The 22,360-nt window shown below is 68.4% G+C and carries 20 protein-coding genes; 18 read left to right on the top strand and 2 right to left on the bottom strand.

Annotated features, from left to right (window positions below):
- Positions 1-115 precede the first annotated feature (115 nt).
- Entirely contained in the window at positions 116-1,411 is a 1,296-nt protein-coding gene (locus J4H91_RS12025; protein WP_208046506.1) for a sigma-70 family RNA polymerase sigma factor, read from the bottom strand.
- 582 nt (positions 1,412-1,993) lie between these two features.
- Here J4H91_RS12025 and J4H91_RS12030 point away from each other — a divergent pair.
- The 14 genes from J4H91_RS12030 (at position 1,994) to J4H91_RS12095 (ending at position 15,078) form a co-directional block, all read left to right on the top strand.
- Positions 1,994-3,094, top strand: coding sequence for an ArdC-like ssDNA-binding domain-containing protein (locus tag J4H91_RS12030; protein ID WP_208046507.1), 1,101 nt, complete (start codon positions 1,994-1,996; stop codon positions 3,092-3,094).
- A complete protein-coding gene (locus J4H91_RS12035) occupies positions 3,094-3,990 on the top strand; it encodes a bifunctional DNA primase/polymerase (protein ID WP_208046508.1) in 897 nt (298 codons plus the stop codon). The genes J4H91_RS12030 and J4H91_RS12035 overlap by 1 nt, the downstream gene beginning before the upstream one ends.
- A complete protein-coding gene (locus J4H91_RS12040) occupies positions 3,987-4,823 on the top strand; it encodes a DUF2637 domain-containing protein (protein WP_208046509.1) in 837 nt (278 codons plus the stop codon). The genes J4H91_RS12035 and J4H91_RS12040 overlap by 4 nt, the downstream gene beginning before the upstream one ends.
- Positions 4,820-5,323 (top strand): hypothetical protein, encoded by a 504-nt coding sequence (locus J4H91_RS12045; protein ID WP_243752930.1) that lies wholly within the window; start codon positions 4,820-4,822, stop codon positions 5,321-5,323. Before J4H91_RS12040 ends, J4H91_RS12045 begins: the two co-directional genes overlap by 4 nt.
- Before the next feature lie 93 nt (positions 5,324-5,416).
- Positions 5,417-6,289, top strand: a complete 873-nt coding sequence (locus J4H91_RS12050) for a hypothetical protein (RefSeq protein WP_208046510.1) — start codon at positions 5,417-5,419, stop codon at positions 6,287-6,289.
- Positions 6,267-7,385: a ParB N-terminal domain-containing protein gene (locus J4H91_RS12055; protein WP_341783530.1), complete on the top strand. Its 1,119-nt coding sequence runs from the start codon at positions 6,267-6,269 to the stop codon at positions 7,383-7,385. The genes J4H91_RS12050 and J4H91_RS12055 overlap by 23 nt, the downstream gene beginning before the upstream one ends.
- A 97-nt stretch (positions 7,386-7,482) precedes the next feature.
- Positions 7,483-8,142, top strand: coding sequence for a hypothetical protein (locus J4H91_RS12060; RefSeq protein WP_208046511.1), 660 nt, complete (start codon positions 7,483-7,485; stop codon positions 8,140-8,142).
- Between the two features lie 3 nt (positions 8,143-8,145).
- Positions 8,146-9,321 carry a M23 family metallopeptidase gene (locus J4H91_RS12065; RefSeq protein ID WP_208046512.1) on the top strand — a complete coding sequence of 392 codons (1,176 nt, stop codon included), beginning with the start codon at positions 8,146-8,148 and terminating at the stop codon, positions 9,319-9,321.
- Positions 9,318-9,584 carry a DUF6112 family protein gene (locus J4H91_RS12070; RefSeq protein WP_208046513.1) on the top strand — a complete coding sequence of 89 codons (267 nt, stop codon included), beginning with the start codon at positions 9,318-9,320 and terminating at the stop codon, positions 9,582-9,584. The genes J4H91_RS12065 and J4H91_RS12070 overlap by 4 nt, the downstream gene beginning before the upstream one ends.
- 82 nt (positions 9,585-9,666) lie before the next feature.
- Positions 9,667-9,939 (top strand): DUF6112 family protein, encoded by a 273-nt coding sequence (locus J4H91_RS12075; protein WP_208046514.1) that lies wholly within the window; start codon positions 9,667-9,669, stop codon positions 9,937-9,939.
- A 16-nt stretch (positions 9,940-9,955) separates the two neighbouring features.
- On the top strand, positions 9,956-11,275 hold the full coding sequence (locus J4H91_RS12080) for a TrbL/VirB6 family protein (RefSeq protein WP_208046515.1): 1,320 nt from the start codon (positions 9,956-9,958) through the stop codon (positions 11,273-11,275).
- 5 nt (positions 11,276-11,280) lie between these two features.
- Entirely contained in the window at positions 11,281-12,741 is a 1,461-nt protein-coding gene (locus J4H91_RS12085) for an SCO6880 family protein (protein ID WP_208046516.1), read from the top strand.
- Positions 12,742-12,772: 31 nt separating this feature from the next.
- Entirely contained in the window at positions 12,773-13,588 is an 816-nt protein-coding gene (locus tag J4H91_RS12090) for a hypothetical protein (protein WP_208046517.1), read from the top strand.
- Positions 13,585-15,078, top strand: a complete 1,494-nt coding sequence (locus J4H91_RS12095; protein WP_208046518.1) for an ATP-binding protein — start codon at positions 13,585-13,587, stop codon at positions 15,076-15,078. The genes J4H91_RS12090 and J4H91_RS12095 overlap by 4 nt, the downstream gene beginning before the upstream one ends.
- Before the next feature lie 31 nt (positions 15,079-15,109).
- Here the strand turns inward: J4H91_RS12095 and J4H91_RS12100 are convergent, their stop codons facing one another.
- Positions 15,110-15,988: a HEPN/Toprim-associated domain-containing protein gene (locus tag J4H91_RS12100; RefSeq protein WP_208046519.1), complete on the bottom strand. Its 879-nt coding sequence runs from the start codon at positions 15,986-15,988 to the stop codon at positions 15,110-15,112.
- A gap of 123 nt (positions 15,989-16,111) precedes the next feature.
- Here J4H91_RS12100 and J4H91_RS12105 point away from each other — a divergent pair, with 123 nt between their 5' ends.
- The 4 genes from J4H91_RS12105 to J4H91_RS12120 all read left to right on the top strand — a co-directional run bounded on the left by J4H91_RS12105 (position 16,112) and on the right by J4H91_RS12120 (position 22,344).
- Complete coding sequence (locus tag J4H91_RS12105) at positions 16,112-18,757, top strand: hypothetical protein (RefSeq protein ID WP_243752931.1); 2,646 nt, start codon at positions 16,112-16,114, stop codon at positions 18,755-18,757.
- A gap of 123 nt (positions 18,758-18,880) precedes the next feature.
- Positions 18,881-19,888 (top strand): DNA-processing protein DprA, encoded by a 1,008-nt coding sequence (locus J4H91_RS12110; RefSeq protein ID WP_208046520.1) that lies wholly within the window; start codon positions 18,881-18,883, stop codon positions 19,886-19,888.
- A 126-nt stretch (positions 19,889-20,014) separates the two neighbouring features.
- On the top strand, positions 20,015-20,506 hold the full coding sequence (locus J4H91_RS12115) for a hypothetical protein (protein WP_243752932.1): 492 nt from the start codon (positions 20,015-20,017) through the stop codon (positions 20,504-20,506).
- Positions 20,503-22,344: a TraM recognition domain-containing protein gene (locus J4H91_RS12120; RefSeq protein ID WP_208046522.1), complete on the top strand. Its 1,842-nt coding sequence runs from the start codon at positions 20,503-20,505 to the stop codon at positions 22,342-22,344. The genes J4H91_RS12115 and J4H91_RS12120 overlap by 4 nt, the downstream gene beginning before the upstream one ends.
- Positions 22,345-22,360 lie beyond the last annotated feature (16 nt).

A 22,360-nucleotide genomic window follows, 5' to 3' on the forward strand; every position in this document is an offset into this window, starting at 1 on the left:
AAGACACGCCCCAAGCGTCCCGCATTACACGTTTCGGAAAGAACTTCCGTTGTGTGCGGCCTGCAGCTTCGACACGTCGTCGTGTTGAGAAGGCTCATCATGTGGTACTCCGGCCTCAGTCTCTGAGTTTCCAGCCCGGAGTCGTATCGTCCGGAGACACCGTCTTCTCCCCGTCCGGAAGCGCCGGCCCGTCACCAGGCTGCGGGTCGGTGCCGGTACCGGGGCCGGGGTCGTCGGTTCCGGGCACATCGGCATCCGGGAACACTGTCTCGCTATCCGGCATCGTGGTGCCGGGCTGGGTGACAGCGTCGGTGGCCGGGGTCGGGGGTGCACCGGTCGCGTCTCTCGGGAACAGGGCAAACGCGCCCCCCACCAAGAGCGCAACCCCGACTACGAGAGCCACCCAGCCGGCGAGCTTCCCCACCGGCACACCCTCCACACCACCAGCAGTCTCATGACCGGCAGCACCGTGACCGGCAGCACCGTGACCGGCAGCACCGTGACCGGCAGCACCGTGGCCAGCAGCATCGTGACCGGCAGTGAGAGTCGCAGCGACCGCGGGAGTCGCGTGACCTCCGGCAAGCGCGGTGCCACTGGCGAGTCCCGCACCCGCGAGGACCGGGGCCGCCCACGCACGCAGCACCCCAGACAGGTCTCGCAACCGCGTCACCTGGGCGGTGCAGTGCACGCAACCCGTGAGATGCTGCTCGACCTTCGCAGTGGCCCGCTGCCGCAGTTCGCCGCGCACGTGCTCCGCAAGCATGCCCGCCACCTCCGCGCAACCCGGCAGGGTGTCCTCGACGTACTGCTGCAGATAGGCGGCCGCGAGCTTCCTGCGGGCCCGGTGCGCATGGACCCGGACCGCGTTCACCTGCATCCCGAGATGCTCCCCGGCAACATCCGCGGGCACCTGCTCGACATCCAGCAGCCACAGCACCCGGCGGGCGTCCTCGGGCAGCAGCGCATACGCGCGCCCGATCTGATCCTCTTCCGACAACGCCTCACTGAAATCCGGGACCGGCTCATCGAACAACTCCGCGAGCACGTCCGGGGCGACCGTAACCGTGTCGCCACCCGTGTGGCAGGTGCGGATCGCTTCGCTGCGCAGCGAGATCAGCACATACCCCAGCACCGAATCCGTAGGGCCCTTCCCGTTCGCGAGGGCCTTCAGCACCCGCGTGAAAGTTTCCTGAACAAGATCCTCCGCCACGGCACGATTCCGTGTCATCGACAGCGCTTGCGCGAGCGCCTGGTCCCGATACCGGGAATACAGGACCCCGAACGCCGCCCGCCCACTCTCGGACCGCGAATGCCCGCGCACCATGTCGCACAGAACACCATCGTCCAGGCCAGACAACTCGGGGCTCGCGGGCACCGCATGGTCGGGCAGGTGCAGCACGGCGTCGCTCATGGTCTCCGCACCTCCCCACTGTCATCCGGCGCGCTCCCGCACGGCACCATTCCATGGCAGCAGCACCCCCCTTGCGCACCGCCACGATCTGCTCTGATGATAACCCGAAGCTGTGAACCCCCTGGGTGAATGTCCGGGTGAAGAACCACCCGCCCCGCAACCCCCCAGCACCCTCCAAGGTGCAGAAAACCGCCGACTCTCAAGGCGCACGCGTGGGACTCTCCGCCGGATGTCTGGTAGACGCGCAACTTTGACTTTTGTCGATGGGTCGCTCCACGGTGGCTGCGCGGGTCCCGTATGCCGGGTGGTGCGGGAGGCCGTCGGAAGTGTGGCGTTGGGGTCAGTCTGGTGTTCGCGCATGGTGCGTCTGGCGGGCACTCCTTTCCCTCGCCGCCGCTCGCGATCCTGGCCGTGGGGGTGGTAGGCCGGGAAGTATCTGATCGGGTTCAGCGTCGAGCCTGACGGACTCGCGGCACGCGCGCCCGCCTCACGATACTGGTTCGGCGTCTCCCGGCGCACCTCACAGGTGAACGGGGGTTTCCTGCTGCACGCATCCCCCGTATGACGGGAGGAGACGGCGGCATGACTGGCACAGTTCAAGACGGCGGAGCACGTAGGGCACGCGAAGCCAAACTCGACGAAGTGCGCGAAGCGTTGAACGCGCAGGTCGAGAAGCTCGTCACGGGCGAGGACTGGAAGCGTGCGCTGTCGTTCGCGGCGAAGTTCCGGTCGCGGTCGGTGAACAACTCGTGGCTGATCTTCGCGCAGCACCAGGCCGCGTGGGAGGCCGGCCGGGTGCCGGAGCCGATGCCCACGTATGTGGCGGGGTTCCGGCAGTGGGAACAGCTTGGCCGCCGAGTCGAGAAGGGTCAGAAGGGGTACGCGATCCTCGCCCCGGTGATCGGGAAGCTCGCGTCGAAGACCCCGGCCAATCCGATGTCGTGGCGCCGACTCGCCCCGCGTGAGGCACCACTGCCGGGTGAGAAGGTGAAGTCGGAGATGGTCGGCGCGAAAGTCGCCTACGTCTTCGACATCTCCCAGACCACCGGCCCCGACGTGCCCCTGCCACCGTCGCCGCAGCTTCTTGAAGGTGAAGCTCCAGCGGGGCTTCGCGAGGGTCTGATCCGGCAAGTCGAGGCGGCGGGGTTCCAGTTCATGCCGGTGCCGCATGAGGGCATGATTCACGGCGCGAATGGCATCACGAAGTTCGATGATCGTCAGGTCGCGGTGCGGGCGAACATGGACGATGCCGCCCAGGTGAAGACCCTCGTGCACGAGCTCGCGCACGTGAAGATGCACGGCCCCGACAATGAGGAAGCGCGCCAGCATCGCGGCATCGGAGAAGTTGAGGCCGAGTCGGTCGCGCTCATGGTCGGCGCTGCGCACGGTATGGACACGAGCGCGTACACGGTCCCGTATGTGTCGGGGTGGGCGATGGCCGCCGACGGGAAGAACCCAATCCAAATCGTGCAGGCCACCGCCGAGCGCGTGCGGAAGGTCGCGGTCGAGATTCTAGATCAGCTCGACACCGTGCAGATCGGCGACGGCACCCCGCCAGGCCTCACCCGCGAAGCGCCCCAACGATCGACGGCGAAGTCGACGGGGCGCAAGCCTCCGGCCAGGTCGTCGGCCGGGAGATCATCGGCGGCGCGGCGGTCGGCCGCTCCGGTGCGGGGGTTGTGATGGATGCCGAACAACTCCTCGCCCCGGTCGCCCGCATGAGCCTCGCGGACGCCGCCCGGCACCACGTCTCGCTCGGGGTGCCGGTGTTTCCGCTGGTGCCGGGTGAGAAGCGGCCGCTCGTTGCGCACGGCTTCAAAGACGCCACTGCGGACCCGTCGCAGGTGGAGGCGTGGTGGCGGCGTTGGCCCGAGGCGAACATCGGTATCCCGACCGGCGCGGCATCGGGAGTGGAGGTTGTCGATGTCGATGTGAAGGGCGATCCGCCGCGCGGCCCCGAATCTTGGCTGAACGCCACCCGCGCGGGTTTGCTGGACGGGTGGGCGGCGCAGGTCGTCACCCCGTCGGGCGGCCTGCACGCCTACTATCCGGTAGCCGAGGTCGAGCAGCGGTCTTGGGTGTCGGGTGCGGCGCAGCTCGATTTCCGTGGCACGGCCGGGTACATCGTCGCCCCGCCGTCTCGAACCGTGATCGGCGGTGAGGTGGTCGCGTATCAGCTTCTCGACCTCGCCACCGGCGACGTGCAGCCCGTCGATGCTGGCGCGTTGCGTGAGTTTCTGGACCCGAGGCCGCAGCGTGCGTCGTGGGAGGCGCGCCCGTTCCGCGGCACCTTGGAAGAGCGCACCCAGCGGATCGCGGCGTGGTTGGAAGGGCAGGGCGAGGGCGAGCGGAATCAAGGCTTGTACTGGGCGTCGTGCCGTCTCGCGGAAAGCGGCGTCGGCCTGTCGGATGCGTTCGAGGCGCTGGGCCCCGTCGCGGAGGGGATCGGGTTGCCGCCGCGGGAGATTGAGCGCACGATCCGCTCCGCCTACCGAGGCCCCACCCCTGTCCCGTCGGCGGGTTCGTCGCGGCCGGTCGCACAGCGCGCCCCGGCGGATCGAGGGCGGGTGCTCGCATGAACGACACGACGACACGCAGGGGTGGCCGGCTCGCGGTGATGACCGCGGTCGCCGGCACGGTACTGATCGCGGCCGGGGCGTTCTGGCTCAGCTTCACCGCACTCGCAGACCTTGCGCGTCGTTCGGGGATTGCGGCGGGGCAGGCGTGGGCGTGGCCGCTGATCGTGGACGGCATTATCGTTGTCGCGACCGTCGCCGTCGTCGCGCTCGCGGGGAGCCGGGTCGCGTGGTATCCGTGGATGCTGCTGATCTGCGGGGCGGGGTTGTCGGTGACGGCGAACTCGATCCACGCGATTGTCGCAGCTGACGCCGACGTACCCGCGGTGCTCGCGGCGTGCGTTGCGGCGGTGCCGCCGTTGGTGCTGCTCGCGATCACGCACCTCACCGTGATCCTCACCCGCCGCCAACCCCACGAAGACACCACCGCTGCGAGAGAGGATGCAGCGGAGTTGCACACCAAGGTGACCGACGCTCCGGCCGCGCCGGTGGCGGTGGCGTCGCTGGAACCTGCGCTCCGGGCGCCCGTGCTGATCTCCTCGCCGGAGCCCGAGCGAGACGATCTGGCGCCGCCCGAACCAGGCGAGGTGACGGGGCGAGGCACCTGGTCGGGGCGTGAGGTCGCGGAGGTGCTGCGGGCGGGCGGCTGGTCAAACAAGAAGATCGCCCGCTACCTCGACGTGCACCCTTCGACCGTCGGCCGATGGTTTCCGCAGACCACCACGCCACCGCCTGAGCCCGAGGCTGAGCAGCCGGCGGAGGCTGGCGATGACCCTGAAGATGCGCCGGTAGAACCGGCTGCAGCAGTACCTGAGAACGAGGAGGAACCCTCATGAATCCCGAAGAACACATGCCCGATACGGCGGGAGCGCGGGCGCGTCTGCATCCCGCACTCGCGGCGGCGATGGACGCCGAACGCACCCCCACGCAAGAGGCGATGTCGGAGGCGGAGCGGTCGATGCTCGCCGTGCAGCGCGACCCCTCCCTGACCGCACGCGACCAAACCGAGCACGACAGCCCGGTGGACGTTGCGGAGGCGGAGATGCCCGCAGCCGAAGCAGCAACGGAGGCAAAGCGTCGGACGCAGGTCCGGTGGGTGCGTCCGACCGAGCTGGCGATGCAGGGCGGTGCCCGGGCGACGGGCTGGGGGCTCGATCTGCGGGCCGACCTCGCCCAGCGGCTCCGCGACGCCCGCACGGAGCGCCTGCAGGATCGTGCCGAAGGCCGTGCGGAACGGAGCGAACGGGCATCGCGGCTACCGGATCTGTTGATCGCCGGTCGCCGCCGGAATGCGCGGCGGCAGGAGCTGGCGCGTTCGGGGATGGGTCTGAGGTGATCCGTCATGCACGCAGCGACTTGCCGGTTCGCGCAGGACCTCCCAGGGCCGATGCACGCGGTGTGCACCTGCTTTCCAGGAGGTGCCACGACCATGAACCAAAACACGACAACCCCTGCTGCGCAGCCCGAAAGAGGCTCCCGGCGGGGGTTTGAGCATTCCGAAGGGCTCCGCGCCCTGCTGATCCGCCTGCACGAGGAGGGCCGGTGGGCGTGGAGGCACGACCCCGAAGTCGCCGCGCTCATGCAGTATGCCGCCGACAAGTACGCCGCGCTCGCGCGCCGCCACGGGCTCGACCCGTGGGAGGCAGCGGCCGCGGCGTTCGACGCGATGCGGACCGGCGCCGTCCGCCGCGCCGACGACCCCTGGGCGGTCATCACCCGCGCCGTGAAAGTCACCTGCATCGCCGAGGAGCGCGCGAACGGGCTGCTCTGTTCCGTGCATCAGGCGCGCAGGCCGAAGTTCTCCGCGCATCACGACGCGGAACGCTTCTCGGACAGGGAGAACCCGCTCACCGACTACCACGAGAGCTTCGCGATCCCGGCCCCGGACTACTTCGCAGAGCCCGAGACCAGTGAGACCTCGGTGCGGGTCGGGCAAGCCATCGAAGACGCCGTCGCCCTGTTCCATCTGCTCGGCTGGCCGGTCGAGGCCGCACGGGGCGGGATGGAGTACCTCGTGACGAGGCTCGCAGAGTCGGCGTCCCGCGCTCAGGCGTTCGAGTCGCTGCGCCGCGACTACCATGCCCGCGCCCTCCTCGACATCCCAGCCTCGTCGTGGCTGGCGATGCTCAGGGTGGTGCTCGGCAGCCCGGACCCGAACCAGGCGCACACGAGCGCCGCGCGGGGCGTGCTGCACCGCCTCGTCATAGGTGAACCGCTCCGCGCGCTCCTCGTCGATGACGTGGTGTTGTCGGAGGTGGTGCTGTCGGCTCCGGACGGGGGTGGGTGTCGTGGCTGCGAGTAGTCCGGGGCATATCGAGCTGGAACGCTCCCTTGATTCCATCGGCATTGGGGTGCGCCACCGCACCGACCTCGGCGACATTCCGGAGCTCGCCGATTCCATCCGCAACGAAGGTCTGCTGCAACCGATCACGATCACCCCGGACGGGATGCTGGTGTGCGGGCGGCGCCGGCTCGAAGCGTTGCGCCTGCTCGGATACCGTTCCACGAACGTGTGGGTGCGGTCGAACCTTTCCGACCGGCTCTCCCAGCTCCTCGCCGAGCAGAACGACAACGCCCTGCACAAGCCCCTCTCGTTGATCGAAGCGGAATCCCTGTATCGGGAACTCAAAGTCGTCCTCGCAGAGGACGCCGCTCGTCGGCAAGCCGCCACGAGGTTCGGCGCCGACGGCGGGATGTCGCAGGATTCTGCGGAGGCTTACGGTGGAGTCGATTCGACTCCACCGTGGAACGGTGAAGGCCGTACCCGAGAGCAGGCCGCGCTGATGGTCACCGGCAAGAAGTCCCAGAACATGCTCGAACAGCTCGGCAGGCTCAAAGACCTCGCTCACGACGAGCGCCGCCCCGCGCACATCCGCGCCCAGGCCGCAGAAGAGGTCGCCCGGATCGAGGCGGGCGGGAAAGTGCACGGCGCGCACCTCCGCATGAACACCGCCCTCTCCCTCGACGAGCTCGACCGGATCGCCGCCGACCCCGCCCAGCCCGAAACCGTGCGAGCACAAGCCGTCTCCTCGGCGGCTGAAGTGCGGGCGGCGGCCAGCCAGGAGGCGCGCACGGCGGAGCTCGCCGCACTGGCTGCCGAAGCGATCGCTCGTGTCACCGCCGAAGGCCGCGGCAAGGGGAAGAAACGTGCAGTGCCAGTAGAACGTCCGAGGCTGACGCTGGTGGTGTTGCCGCCGCGCGCGTTCGTCGCGCTCTGGGCCGACATGGACGGATGGGCGAAGAAGCACGATCCCGTCGTCCTCGCATCCGAACTCACGGCGGCGGAGTGGGAGAGCGCCGAAGCGGTGCTCGCCGAGACCGTCGCTTTCTTCGCCCTCATCCGCACCGAACGCGCCCAGGCCGCCGACACTGACACCCCGTCTGCGCACGCGATCTGACGACGGCAGCCGCGACCTCAGCTGCCCTCATTGCGGGCGCGCGGGTGCACCTTCCGAGTACCGAATCCAGCCGTTCCTCGGAAGGGACCACCGTCTCATGCGTCAGCCCACCGCACCGAAGCAGTCGTCGCGTCGCCTCCGCATCGCCCTGATCGTCGGCGGCCTCGTCCTCGCCCTGCTCGTCGGCATCGGCGTCTACGGGCTGCTGCGAGGCCCCGCCGCTCAGCACGCACCGGACACCGACAGCACGACGACGGTCCCGGAAGCTGATCGTAAACTTGCGCCCCGCGCACTATCGGAGGGCGCGGATGCCGAGCGGTTCTCTCGTTCGGTGGCAGAGCGACTGTTCGCATGGGACACCAGCCTCGGTCACGGGGTACATGAGTACATGCAAGTGATCGTCGATGTCGCTGATCGCGAGGAAGCGCCTGGCCTTGCCGGGGACCTCCGCGCCTATTTCCCAGACGATTCGGCCTGGGGCGAGCTGCGGAACTACGAGACCCGGCAATGGCTCACCATCGACACGATCACCGTCCCCGAGACCTGGCCGGAGGTCGTCGCCAACGCCCGGCCCGGCACGCTTCCGCCCGGTGCGGCCGCCTACACGATCACCGGCACCCGGCACCGCGAAGGCTCCTGGGAAGGCCAGGAAGTCGAGGATGCCAGGCCGGTGTCGTTCACGATCTTCGCCGCTTGCCCCTCAGATGGTTCCTGCCGGCTGCTGCGGCTCTCGGCCGTCGACACCCCCATGCCGTAGCTCATGGCGAAGAAACTGCTCGTCCTCCTGCTGGTGCTGTTCTGCATCGGCCCGTCGACCGCGATCGTGGGCCTGGGCGCGTTCATGGGTCCGGCAGGATTCTGCCTCAACGGCTCACTCGTGGTCGGCCCGATCCCCGACAGCCTCACCGCCACCACCGCTGACGGCACCCCGGTCACGCTCGACAAGCGGCAACTCACTCACGCGGCGACGATCATCACCACCGGGACCGGCATCCCCGGTGTCGGGCAGGCCGGCGTTCGTGTTGCGCTGATGGCCGCGCTCACCGAATCGCGGCTGCGGATGCTCGCCAACACTGGCGCCTACCCCGAGTCCGGGAACTATCCGAACGACGGTGACGCTTCAGATCACGACTCGCTGGGTCTGTTCCAGATGCGTCCCGCCGCAGGCTGGGGCACGGTCGCCGAGCTCATGAACCCGAGCTATCAGGCTCAGGCGTTCTATGGCGGGAAGGACGGACCGAACTATCCCTCGCCGCGCGGCCTGCTCGACATTCCCGGCTGGCAGTCCATGGACCCGGGAGCTGCAGCGCAGGCAGTCGAGGTCAGCGCCTATCCCGACCGCTACCGGAATTGGCAGCCCGTCGCCGATGCGATCCTCACCGCCCTCACCGCCCCCGCACTCGGCAGTAACAGCGGCAACGGGGGTGGCGGGCAGGTGCCCGTGACTTCGCGGATCGTGTTCCCGCTCCCGGAGGGCAGCTACACGAGCACCGACAGCTTCGGGTGGCGCAGCGACCCCTTCACAGGGGAGAGCGAGTTCCACTCCGGCTCGGATCTTGCCGCAGCCGACGGCACCGCGATCTTCGCCGTCGCAGATGGCCGCGTCGCGGTCGCGGAGTTCAGTGCCGGGTGGGGTGGCCTGATCGTGATCGAGCACACCGTGCAGGGTGCCCGCGTCGCCTCCTATTACGCGCATATGTGGCAGCACGGGATCTACGTCACTGGCGGCGAGACCGTGACGGCCGGGCAGCACATCGGCGATGTCGGGTCGTCGGGCCGTTCGACCGGCCCGCACCTGCACGTCGAGATCCGCCCCGGCGGGCAAGGGCAACCGCCCGTGAACGCGACCGAATGGCTCGCCCAGCACGGCGCCGTGTCGGGTGACGGCGCGACGACCGCGGCGGGGTGCCGCGCGAACTTCGGGAGCGCCGCATGAACGTGTTTCCAGACTTCGGCGCCGTCGGTGCCTCCGACGAGCTCGCCTCGGTGATCGGCGCGCTCCTCACGATCGTGCTGATCGGGGCCGTGCTCACCCTGATCGTCTCCGCGATCATCTGGGCGGTCGCCTCCTCGTCCGGGAACCCCTATGCGGCGCAGAAAGCCCGCATCGGGGTGCTCGTCGCCCTTGGCACCGCGGCGCTCGCAGGCGCCGGGGTCGCGTGGGCGAACTTCCTCCTCTCCGTCGGCGACACCCTCTGAACCTGCCGCTGCCGGGCTCTCGGGCGCACCTGCCTGGTGGACAGTCCACGTCCATACTCTGAGCGGCAAGGAGCGGCACCCTATGATCGACATCGACCCGAACAGCAGCGGGCTTCCCGGGATCGCGCAGCTGCGCGACATCGTGGGCGCCGTGATGACCGTCGGCCTCATCCTCAGCGTCTTGGCGTTGATCGTCTCCGCGATCATCTGGGGTTTCGGGGCGAACAGCAGCAACCCGCACCTCGCATCACGCGGGAAGACCGGGGTGCTCGTCTCGTGCGGTGCGGCGGTGCTGTGCGGGGCGGCGGTGACGCTCATCAACTTCTTCTGGACCGTCGGCCAGGCCGTCAACTAGCCGGCGGTGATCCAGGGTGAGTATCTGCGACATCCCCGGCATCTCCACCGTCTGCACCACGATCGGTGACGGCCCTGCCGGGCTGTTCTTCGGGTGGATCGCCTCAGCGATGGGCCTCGCCGTCTCCGCCCTGTTCCAGGGCATGTGGGAAGTGTTCTCCACCACGACCGCGGTCGACGTCACCAGCGACAGCTACGTGAAGGTCTACAACATCCTCTTCGGCATCGCCGTGTTCGTGACGCTGCTGTTCTTCTGCTTCCAGCTCATCACGGGGCTCGCGCGCCGCGACCCGTCGGCGCTCTCGCGGGCAGCGCTCGGGCTCGCGAAGTCGGTGCTGGGGTCGTTCGTGCTCATCACCTGCACCGCGCTCCTCTTGGAGATCACCGACCAGCTGTGCGTCGGCATCGTCCACGCCACCGGGCAGACCATCGAGGGCATGGGCGACCGGCTCGCGCTCCTCATCGGCGCCACCGCGGTCACCCCGCTGACTGGAGGGGCCGGGGTGCTGCTCACGATCTTCCTGACCGGGCTCATGATCGCAGCGATCTTCATCCTCTGGTTCTCCCTCCTCATCCGCAAAGCCCTGCTGCTGGTCGCTATCGTGTTCGGCCCGATCGCGCTCGCAGGCCTGACCTGGGAGGCGTCGCGCGGCTGGTTCGGGAAATGGGCGACCTTCGTCGTCGCGCTCATCGCGTCGAAGCTCGTGGTCGTGGTGATCTTCCTGATCGCCACCACCCAGGTCGCCGCCCCCATCAGCCTCGACCTGAAATCCTTGTCAGAGCCAATCGCGGGGATCGTGCTGCTGTTCGTCGCCGCGTTCGCCCCGTACCTGGCGTATAAGTTCCTCGCCTTCGTCGGGTTCGACATGTACCAGGCGGCGTCGATGGAGCAGGAGGCGAAGTCCGCGCTCAACCGGCCGATCCCGCTCCCCGCGAAACCGACCGGGCAACCCCCGAAGCAGGTGCTCGACAGTGCGGACGCGGGCAAGCCCCCGCCGCAGCCGCCCCCGCCGGCGCAGACTGCACCAGCAGGAGGCGGTGCCGCGGCAGGCAGTGCCGGTGCTGGGGCCGGGAGCGGTGCGGCAGGCGGCGGGGCTGCGGGCGGTGCCGCGGGAGGGGCGGCCGCAGCGGGGCCTGCCGCCGCGATCGTCGCGGGGGCGGTCGTCGTGAAGGAGACCGCGACCGCGGGCCCGAAGCTCGGCAACGCGATCGGAGGCGCCGCAGGCTCCCACGCCGGCAGCGCCTCCGAGCAGGCAGCCCCGCCGGCCCAGAGCACGCCGGTGCGACAGCCGCCCGCGGTCCTCCCGCCGACCACGCAGCCGGGCGGGAAGGGGTGAGTCCCGTGACAACGAATACCGCCGATACGTTCGAGTTGCAGCCGGTGCAGTTCTCCCGGCTCACCCGCCGCGGCATCCTCCTCGGCCTCTCACTCTCGCAGCTCATCGTCCTCGCGACCGCGCTCCTCATAATCGTCGCGGGCCTCTACACGAACGGCGGCGCCGGCCTCGCCTGGTCATCTCCCGCGTGGACGTCGCTCGTCGCGATCGCCTGGGTGAGCGTCGGCGGCCGGAAGCTCATTGAGTGGGCGCCCATCGTCACCCGCTGGATGCTCCGCACCCGGGCGAAGCAAACCCGCTACCGCAGGCGCGTCGTGAAGCCCCGCCCCGCCAGCACGCTCGCACTCCCCGGCGACATGGCGGCGCTCAGGGAATGGGTCGACCCGGAAACGGGGGCGGCGATGATCCACGACCCGCACGCGCAGACCCTCACCGCGGTGTGCGGGGTGCAGCACCCGGCATTCGTGCTCCTCGACCCCGCAGAGCAGCAGCGCCGCGTCACCGGCTGGGGCCGCGTGCTCGCCGCCGCCTGCCGCTCGGGCCGAATCGCCCGTATTCAGGTCATGGAGCGCACCCTCCCCGATTCCGGGTCCGGGCTCACCGAGTGGTGGCGGCAGCATGGCACCGACGACGGCTCCTGGGCGGCGACCACCTACCGGGAACTCATCGAGCGGGCAGGCCCCGCAGGCGAGCGCCACGCCACCACCGTGTCTCTGTCGATCGACATGCGCGCCGCCGCCAGGCAGATTCGTTCCGCAGGCGGCGGCATGAAGGGCGCGGCCTCTGTGCTGCGGCAGGAGATGCAGTCGTTCCAGACCGCGCTCCGCAGCGCCGAGCTGCACATGACCGGCTGGCTCACCCCGGGCGACGTCGCCTTGATCCTCCGCACCGCCTACGACCCCGCTGCGGGTCCCGCGCTGGAACGGCACGGCGAGTTGGGCCGGGATCTCGCCATTGCCGGCCCGGTCGCGGTGACCGAATCGTGGGATCGGCTGCGCTCCGACAGCGCGCACCATGCGGTGCTGTGGATCAGCGAATGGCCCCGAGCGCAGACCTTCCCCGGGTTCCTCGCCCCGCTCGTCCTCACCGGCGGTGTGCTCCGTTCCCTCTCGCTGCACTACCTCCCGGTCCGGGCGGATCAGGCGGCACGGGATCTGCGGAAGAAGAAGACCGAGATGATCGCCGACGCCGCGCAACGGCGGAAGATCGGCCAGGTCGAAGACACGCAAGCCTCCGCCGAGTACAGCGATGTCCTGCAACAGGAATCCGAGCTCACCGCCGGTCACGGCGTCCTGCGGGTCGTCGGCCTCGTCTCCGTCTCGGCACCGACCGCGAGCGAACTCGACGCTGCCGTGTCGCAGATCGAACAAGCCGCGATCCAGGCCTCCTGCGAAACAAGAAGGCTCGTCGGGCAGCAAGCCCAGGCCTTCACCGCGGCGGCGCTCCCGCTCTGCCGGCCTATCTGACCACCGCCCCTTCTTGAATGGAGTCCCGATCATGCCGACCTTCACCGATCCTGTCGCCGATGCGGCCGAGATGTCTGAGGCGATGCGCGGCCTCGCTCACGCGAGCATCGTGCTCGACCAACCCGAGCGCATGTACGGGATACTCGGCGATCTGCTCGGCGCGATCAGGTCCCTCGAACAGATACTCGGCCAGTTCGCGAGAGGCCACACCAACTCGATTGGACGTGCGGCGGATGATGCGGGGGATCGTGCCGCCGGCACCCAGGACGCGCTCACCGCAGCGGCCGAGCTCCGGCAGGCCGCCGCCCTCATCGGCCAGGCAGAGCGTCGGGTCGACGCCGGCATGGCGGCAGCCGGCCGGATCGCCTGGCAGCTCCCAGCCCAGACGAGCGAACCCGCCTCCCGACTCATCAACGTGGTGTTCCTGCAGGGCGGCGAGGCCGACCATGCGCTCGAGCTCATCGAGGCTGGCGGTGCGGATGCCGTGATCCAGGAACTCGCAGGCTACGACTTCGGCGACGAGACCGTCGATGCTGCGCTCGAGAATGGGTACGTCTACGACAAGGTGCCCGTTGCTTCGCTCGACCGTGTGGCGACGCTCGACGCTTACACCCTGGTCTACAACCATGACCATCGGCACGTCGCCCTTTACCGTGCCGAAGACAGCCTGCCCAGCCCCGTGCTGCTCGGCATCGCAGACCCCCGCCACGCCGCACCAGCCGGCACCCCCGAGCGCGACGGAGCTGCTGCGGATTCACGGCAGGCTCGACGGGAACGTCTGGGCACCCCGACGATCAACCGACAAAACTACGTGAATCACCCCACTCTGCAAGGCCTCGGACGATGAGTCACGAACCAGGCGAGGCCGAGCCCGGGCGGCTTCATACATCCGCGCTCGTCGGCCCGGAAGGGGAACTGCGCAAGCACCGCCGAGCCCGCGCGCAAGCCGCAGCCCGACTCCAAGCCGAAGCAAGAGCCGCAGCGATCGCCGCAGCCCGAGCCCAAGCAGACGAGGAACGCGAAGCTCGCCGCGCGACCCGCTATCTACCGCGGGCGGGCGAAGACGGGCCCGCAGCGTTGCGTACGCCGGGCAGGTTCCGGCTCCCGCGCCACCAGGACACCTCCGCCACGCTGTCGGGGCACTACCCGTTCCTCGCGGAAGGCGGGCTCGGCTCAGCCGGAACCTTCATCGGGCAAGACCTCTACTCGGGCGGCTCCTTCGTCTACGATCCGTGGCAGCTCTACAAGCAAGGGGTCATCACCGCCCCGAACATGATCCTCGCAGGTATCGTCGGCTCCGGGAAGTCCTCGCTCGCGAAGAGCCTCTACACGCGGGCGCTCCCGTTTGGGCGCCGCGTCTACATCCCGGGAGACCCGAAAGGCGAACATACTTCCGTCGCCCGGGCCGTCGGCGGCCGCGCAATCGTGCTCGGTCCATCGCTTCCGACTCGCCTGAACCCCTTGGACGAGGGCTACCGGGCGGCCGGCATCCCGGATGAGGACTGGGCGGCACAGGTCGCGGCCCGCCGCAGGGATCTCATCGGGGCGCTCGCGGAGACCGTGCTCGACCGCCGCCTCACGCCCGTGGAGCACACTGCGATCGACGTTGCGCTGGCCGATGCGGTGCGCTGCGCGGAAGTGCCGATCCTTCCGATGGTCGTCGACCGCATCCTCGCACCCGCGAAAGCCGACGATCCCGACGGCCGGCTCGGCGAGGACGGCCGCATGGTCGGGCACGCGCTGCGCAGGCTCGTCGCCGGCGACCTCTCCGGCATGTTCGACGGCCCCAGCACAGAGAAGTTCGATCCCACCCTCCCGATGCTCTCGCTCGACCTCTCAAGAGTGGCCGAGAACTCTGCCCTGCTTGCGGTGCTGATGACCTGCGCGGCCGCGTGGATGGAAGCCGCACTACAAGACCCCGCCGGCGGGCAACGCTTCGTCGTCTACGACGAGGCCTGGCGCCTCATGTCCTACCCCAGCCTCCTCGCCCGCATGGATGCGCAATGGCGGCTCGCCAGGCACTACGGGCTCGCGAACCTGCTGGTCTTCCACAAGCTCTCGGACCTCGAGAACGTCGGCGACCAGGGATCGCGAATGCGGGGCCTCGCCTCGTCGCTCCTCGCGAACGCCGAAACGAGGGTTGTCTATCGGCAGGAGTCCGATCAACTCGGCGTCACCGCACAAACCCTCGGCCTCACCGGCACCGAGCAATCCTTACTCCCGGGCCTCGGCATCGGGCAGGGGCTTTGGAAGATCAAAGACCGCAGCTTCGTGGCGCAGCACCAGCTCCACCCCGCCGAACTTGAGCTCTTCGACACCCGCGCGCGGATGCTTTAAAAAGCATCCGTTCTCTTTGGCATGCCTCCCGTCAGGTGATGCCAGGGAGTCCAGTAGGAAGGTGCCTGACCACTCGGAGTAGGCATTCGATGCTGTCTCGAAGGTCATCGTCGGACAGGGCGTTGTGTGGGTTCTCGGGGTGATGGATCATGTTGCGAACTGCACCCGGGAGTGTCATCGTCACTGCCTTCGCCGCGCCGGACTTCTCAAGCTTTGAGTACGGGGTATTGCGGGCCACTCCCTTCGCTTCGAGCCACCGGTCGAAATCCTCGACAAAGTACGCACCCGAATAATCCTGTAGCCGACCGATCAGCATCGTGTGGTTGATGATGGATACTTCCCGGTCGACCTCGGTCAAGTCTTCCACCGTCGCCCATCCACTATCAACCAAGTCCTGATGATGCCATCTCAGGATCATTTGCCTGTTGTCGCTGCACTCAGCCAGACATCGAAGCAGCAGAGTGAAGTCGAGATGCTCCTTGATGAAGTCTTCAAGAAGAGCCCCGTCAGCATCCCAGCCGGCGAGCCGCTCGATAACGAGGTCTCTGAAGTCGTATCCGTAGGCCTCCATGCCTGCCGGCGTGAGCGATGCGAAATCTAGGCCAGTCAGAGTATCCCGAAACTCATTGAAGGTGAGGTTCAGCTCAGCGGTGCGGTTCCAACGGGCAACAGACCTCTCGAACTTGGTCTTTGTTTCATGCAGCGAATAGCCGAGGTGACACAGCCGAAAGCGTGCCTCGTCCAGAGCGACCTGAAAGGCAGGTTTCACCTCGGTCACCTCATCGGCGTAGCGATACACAGCATTCGTGATGCTGTTCGGCGGGAACAGCCAGTGGTGGTTGGTCCAGTAGCGGTTCTTGCCGTAGTCGATGTCGATGCCGTTCAGCGACAACGAGATCATCGTGCCCATCGGCCCATTGTTTCACGCTCTCCGAGTATGCAGGCCGCTTGGACGCGTCGTTGATGAGAGCACCTGACTGTTGGCTGCCGTCATTCCTGGCGGTGGTCTTCCATCGTCCAGTCAGGAGTTCCCATGTCGAATACCGTGCTCTTTCCGCCCGGCGTATCGAGACCGCCCGACCGTGCCGCCGCCCGTGCGGCGGCGCTCTTCACGATTCTGCTCATGCTCTTCGGTGGCCTGTTCTTCAGCCCGGCTCCGGCGCAGGCGGCGACCCTCGGAGTCGGCTACGGCAACGAAGATCTCTGGCTCGGGTCGTTCTCCGCTCATGGCAGGCAGGCGTACTGCATGGACCTCGACGCTGTTCCTCCGTGGGGGAATACGCAGCACCCCGAGCTGGAGACGACCCTCGATAGTCTCACCTCGACCGAGCTGGCCCGACTCAACTACGTCATGGGCCGCTGGGGCGAGTCACAGGACCCGAATGTGACGGCTGCGGTGCAGATGTATGTGTGGGATATCGCCGATCACGGCAACTATGCCGGCCGTGGCGGGGATGCGCACTTCATCACCCGCGTACCGGCAGGCGCGCAGGGCGCCGTGCTCGCGAACTTGGCCGCGATGCGTGACGCTGCGGCAGCAAACGCGGTCGCGAATCCGTCGGTGTCGCTGTCGATCAGCATGAGCGACCAGTACAACGGTCAACTCACGGTCAGTACGAACCCGGCGTCTGCGACGGGCACGGTGACCCTCACCAACGCGACCTTCGCGAACGGTTCGTCGTCGGCTTCGCTAGGTGCGGGCACGCATCAGATCGTCGGCACCCCGCCCGAGTCTGCCCCCGATTACCAGATCACGGCTGCCATGCAGGCGCCCGCGATCGGGTACGGGGCGGGCGTCGATCTCTTCTACACGCCCGGCGAGCAGCGCATTCTCGCGGCCGCTTCCTTCGAGCCGCTGGCTGCGACCGCGAAGTCCCCGGTGATCCCGCTCGACTTCCAGCCGGTCATCGAGACGGTCGTCTCGGCGAAGTTCGTGCAGGCTGGCGACGTGTTCACCGACAAGCTCGCCGTGTCGGTGACGAAGCACTCCTGGATCAAGGTGAACGGGAAACCAGTGCCGGCGCTCGCCGAGGGCACCCTGTACGGGCCGTTCGATGCGCAGCCCGCCGAAGCGAACGCGCCTCCGCAGGGCGCGCCCGTACTCGGCACCGAGACGCTGACGCTCACGCACCCCGGCAACTACGTCTCCCCGGGCACCCTCGTCGCGCCCGAGTCGGGCTTCTACGCGTGGGTGTGGAAGATCGACAAGAGCAAGCAGGGAGAGAACGCGAAGTACCTCACCGATTCCTTTACCGACCGCTTCGGCCGGGTCGCGGAGACGTCGATCACCCCGTTCCAGCCCGAAGCGGTGTCGAAGGCGAACGGCCGGCTCGTGGAACCCGGCGACGCGGTGACGGATACGATCACGGTGTCCTCGACCAATGGGGCTTGGCTGAAGCAGAACGGCGATCTGATCCCGGTTGTGTTCGAGGGCACCACCTATCAGGTGCCCGGCACGCTGCCTCCCTTGCAGGGGTCTGAGGTTCCGGCGGGTGCGGTGCCGATCGGCACGGTGCAGGTCACCGCGACCGGGCCGGGCACCTACGAGTCACCCGAGATGATCCTCCCGGATGCGGGCTTCGTGACCTGGGTGTGGCAGGTGAAGAAGGCGTCGCAGCCCGAGTGGGTGCGCCCCTACATCGCGTCCGATTGGCAGGACGACTACGGCATCAACATCGAGTCGCACTCGGTGCGCTGGCCCCTGACGATCACCTCCGAGGTGCGCGAGTACAACGTGCACCCGGGAGGCCGCGCCTTCGACCGCATCACCGTGACCGGGTTCCCCGACAATCACCCCGACTTCGAGGGCGACGGCTACTGGGGCCCGGACGAGAAGGAGCTCACCCACACGGTCTACGGGCCGTTCAAGACCGACGCGGAGCTCACCGACGATCTCGACCTCGAGACCGCGCCGGTGCTGACGACGATCACGACCCCTGCGAAGAACGGCGTCTATGACATCGGCTACACCGATGACGATCGCATCCAGCCCGAGGAGCCCGGCTACTACGTCGTCGTGACGACGTTCGCGGGCGATGACCGGGTGCAGCCCTTCGAGAGTTCCCCGGCTGACATCTGGGAGCGGTTCTACGTTCCCGACGACAAGCAGCCGCTGTCGGTCATCACGCAGGCCACCCCGGCTGCGGGCGTCGGCGAGGAGTTCGACGATGCCGCGCTCGTGCAGGGATCGAAGATCCCCAAGGACTCTTATCTCGTGTTCCGCGCCTACGGCCCCCAATCGCCGGATGCTGAGCCGGTGTGCGAGGCCCCGTTCTTCACCTCCGAGAAGATCCCGGTCACCGAAGCTGGCATCTACCGTTCCGGGAAGACGAGCGTCGACCGGGCCGGGCACGTCTACTGGGTCGAGACCCTCTATGGGAAAGACGGCAAGGTGCTCGCCGAAGGGCGCTGCGGTGCACCGGGTGAGACCACGGTCGTGACCGACACCCCGCCGAAGACACCGCCGACGCCGGAGACGCCGAAGCTGCCGAAGCTGCCGCCTGAGCTCGCGGTCACCGGCGGGCCCGGGTTCCCGTGGCTCATCGCCGCAGGCGGCGCGGTGGCGCTTCTCGCGGCTGGGTTCACGCTGTGGTTCGGGCGCCGGCTCGCGCTCTCCCGGGAGCAGTGCGGCTACGTCAGAGAGGAGGACGAAGGTATCGAAGAACTCATGAAGAACTAGGACACCTCCCACTGAGCGGGCGGAACCGGCAGACCCTACCCCCAGGTCTTGCGGTTCCGCCCGCTTCGTCATGCCAGCCCGGTGCACCTGCCCACTGACAGCAACCAGATTCAGGAGGCGACGGTGACCGACTACACGGAAGACATGCTCGCGCGCATGACGCTCACGGCGCTCACCGACCCGGGAGACCCGATCACGGGGAAACTCGTCCAGGCCATCGGCCTCACCGAGACACTCGCACTCATCCGCGACGCAGATGCTGCGATCCCCGCCCAGGTCAACCAGTTCGAAGGAGCGCGCTGGCTACAGAAAGCTGCCGCAAGACAGAAAGACACTCTCGTAGACGACCTCGTCGCCCTCGCCGAGCGGGGCGGGCTCAGGCTGCTCACGCCCGGGCGGGCGGGCTGGCCGGCCGATCTCACCGATCTCGGGCCTTCGGCGCCGCTGGTGCTGTGGGCGAAGGGGAACCCGGAACTGCTCACCTCGTCGCTCACTTCCCGCGTGACGATCACCGGCGCACGCGCTGCCACCGCCTACGGTGTGCATCTCACCCACGAATTTGCCGAGCAACTGGCGCAGTCCCCGCGCATCCTCGTCTCCGGCGGCGCCTACGGCATCGACGCCGAAACGCACCGCGCCGCGCTCGCAGTCCGTTCAGGTTCAACGATTGCGGTGCTCGCGGGCGGCGTCGACCGTCCCTACCCGGTCGGGAACGCTTCGCTGTTCCAGCGCATCACCGACGGCGGTGGGCTGCTGATCTCTGAAGTGCCGCCCGGACTCGCCCCGAGCAAGGACCGCTTCGTGGCTCGAGCCCGCCTCATGGCTGCGCTCAGCGGGGCGACCGTGGTTCCCGAGGCCGGCCCACGTTCGGGAAGCCTGCGGGTCGCCGTCAGCGCCTTCGATCTCGGTCGCCGCGTCGGCGCGGTGCCCGGACCGATCACCTCGGCAGCATCGTCTGGATGCCACCTGCTCCTTGCGGAGGGATTCGCCGAAGTCATCACGAATGCCTGGGACGTCGAGGCGATGTCCGACCCGTCCCCGGAGGCATACCGTCTCCCGCCCGCCTATCAGCAGGCCGCCCGCCGAGCCGCACCGGACGTGAGCCGCTCGGCGGGTAGGGCCGCACTCTGATCCCCATTCCGCTCTTGGCCCTGGCGTGCTGCGCGTCAGGGTCGAGCTCTGCCCTACACCACTTACGAAGGAGATTCCCGAATGCCCAAACGCGACCGCTCGAAGCGCACCGACCCGACTGCCGTGATGGTGCGGATCGTCGTCGCAGACGACGGCACCCTGACCGTCAGCGTTGACGGGGCACCGTATCTGCCGCCCGAGTTCTCGCCGCCGTGGCGTCGTGCGTCGTTCCCCGCGATCGTCGACGCGATCAGCCAGCAGACCGGCCGCACCCTCCGCGTCGACGTGATCGAGACCGACGGCCGCACCATCACCGACTTCTACACCCCACGCACCCCCCGCAAGGCAGAACCGCAAACGTCCGCCGCCGAGTCCTCCGTTCAGGCGGCGTCCGCAGCGGAGCCAGCGCCGGCGCCGCGTCTGATGCAGTTCGCCGGGTCCGGGATGATCCCCGGAGAAGAGGTCGCGGTGGCGATCATCATCGCGCACGCCGAGTCAGGACCGGACGGCATCGCCCGCACACTGATCGACTCCCGGTATCTTGAGCATTCTCCCACCGGCGAAGCCGTGCTGCTGGGCCGCATCTCCGCAACGGTCTGCGTCGGGCAACCGCAATGAGTTCCCCGATCCGCCCGACCGGGAGTCTCGGCGACGAACTCACGAACGCCGCACTCGTCGGACTCGCCGCGCTGGCGATCCTGGCCGCGATCCTCCGGGGCGCGGGAAGCGTCACCGCGTTCCTCACCGGCTCGGCGCCGCCCACCGGAGGGATCGGTTCTGGTGCCGGAGTGCTCCTACACCCCGCCGACCCCGCCACCGCACTCGATGCGCCAGGCCTGAACCCGATCGTCTACTGGCTCGTCGCAGGCGTGCTGATCCTTACGGCCGCCGCAGCCGGCTGGTGGATATGGTCGGCGATCCGGCATCACGGCCGGCGCCAGGCGATGGACCCGTACCGCATCGCAGGAATCGCCACCCGGGCCGAAGTCGCCAGAGCCGGATCTCCGCGTGCCCTGCTCGCACGCGCAGGCAACCTGCACCCCTCTCTCGACCACCCGGAGCCGGCCGATGTGGGGTACCGCGTCGGGGCGTCGCGCGGGGTCGAGGTGTGGGCCTCGGTCGAAGACTCGATCCTACTCATCGGGCCTCCCCGAAGCGGCAAGGGGGTGCATATCGTCATCAACTCGATCCTCTCCGCCCCAGGCGCCGTGGTGACCACTTCGACGCGGCCAGACAATGCGACCGCGACCATCCGTGCACGCGAGCGCATCGGCCCAGTCGCGGTGTTCGATCCGCAAGGCCTCGCCGCAGGCATCCCAGCCGGGCTGCGCTGGTCGCCCGTCCGGGGATGCGATGCGCCGCTGACGGCGATGATCCGTGCGGCGGGTCTTGCCTCGGCTACTGGGCTCGGGAAAGGAGGCGTCGAGGGCGGTGACTTCTGGGAAGCGAAAACCCGCGTCGCGCTCCAATGCCTGCTGCACGCCGCAGCCCTCGACAGCCGGCAACCAGCCGATCTGTTCCGCTGGACGCTCGACCCTGCCGCCGCAGGCGATGCCGTCTCCATCCTCGGCACGCATCCGCGCGCTGCCGGAGGCTGGGCAGAGGCGTTGCAGGCCATGCTCGAAGCCGACCCGCGCACCAGAGACTCGATCTGGCAGGGCGTCTCACTCGCCCTCGCCGCCCTCGCCGACCCACGCGTGCTCGATGCCGTCACCCCGGACCCGGATGAGATGTTCGACCCCGAAGCGTTCCTCAAACAGAGAGGCACCCTCTACTTGCTGGCGACAGCCGCCGGAGCGAACAACAGCGCCCCGCTGGTCGCAGCGCTCATCGAAGATGTCGTGGAAGCCGCCCGCCGCATAGCCGCAAGCAGTCCCGGGGCGAGACTCGACCCACCGTTACTGCTTGCTCTCGATGAAGTGGCGAACCTCAGCCCGCTTCCCTCCCTACCGACGCTCATGGCCGAAGGAGGCGGCACCGGGATCACGACCATGCCGGTCCTGCAGTCCCTTGCGCAGGCGAGGGAGCAGTGGTCGGACAACGCGGCATCCGCGATCTGGGATGCCGCGATCGTGAAGATTATCCTCGGCGGAGCCTCCGGCAGCCGCGACCTCCAAGACCTGTCAACGCTCATCGGCGAACGAGACGAGATCACCGACTCCACGACCGTCGGCGACCACGGCTCACGATCGGCACAGCGCTCCATCCGCCGGGTGCCGATCATGCCACCCGACGCGATCCGCCGCCTCCCGTTCGGTACCGGTCTTGTGCTGCTGCGCGCGGCACCCCCGATCGTCTCACGGCTGCGTCGCTGGACCCAGCGTGCCGACGGCAAGCAACTCCTCGCGGATCGGCGCACGGTCGAAGCGCAACTCCACTACCGGGATGCCGCGACCGGTTCAGGTGCGCCGTGTGCGGATGATCCGGCAGGCACGGAGAGCGCACCTGGCCTGTAGAGATGTCGCGCAGCAA

The sequence above is a fragment of the Leucobacter ruminantium genome (assembly GCF_017565705.1).
Taxonomy (GTDB): domain Bacteria; phylum Actinomycetota; class Actinomycetes; order Actinomycetales; family Microbacteriaceae; genus Leucobacter; species Leucobacter ruminantium.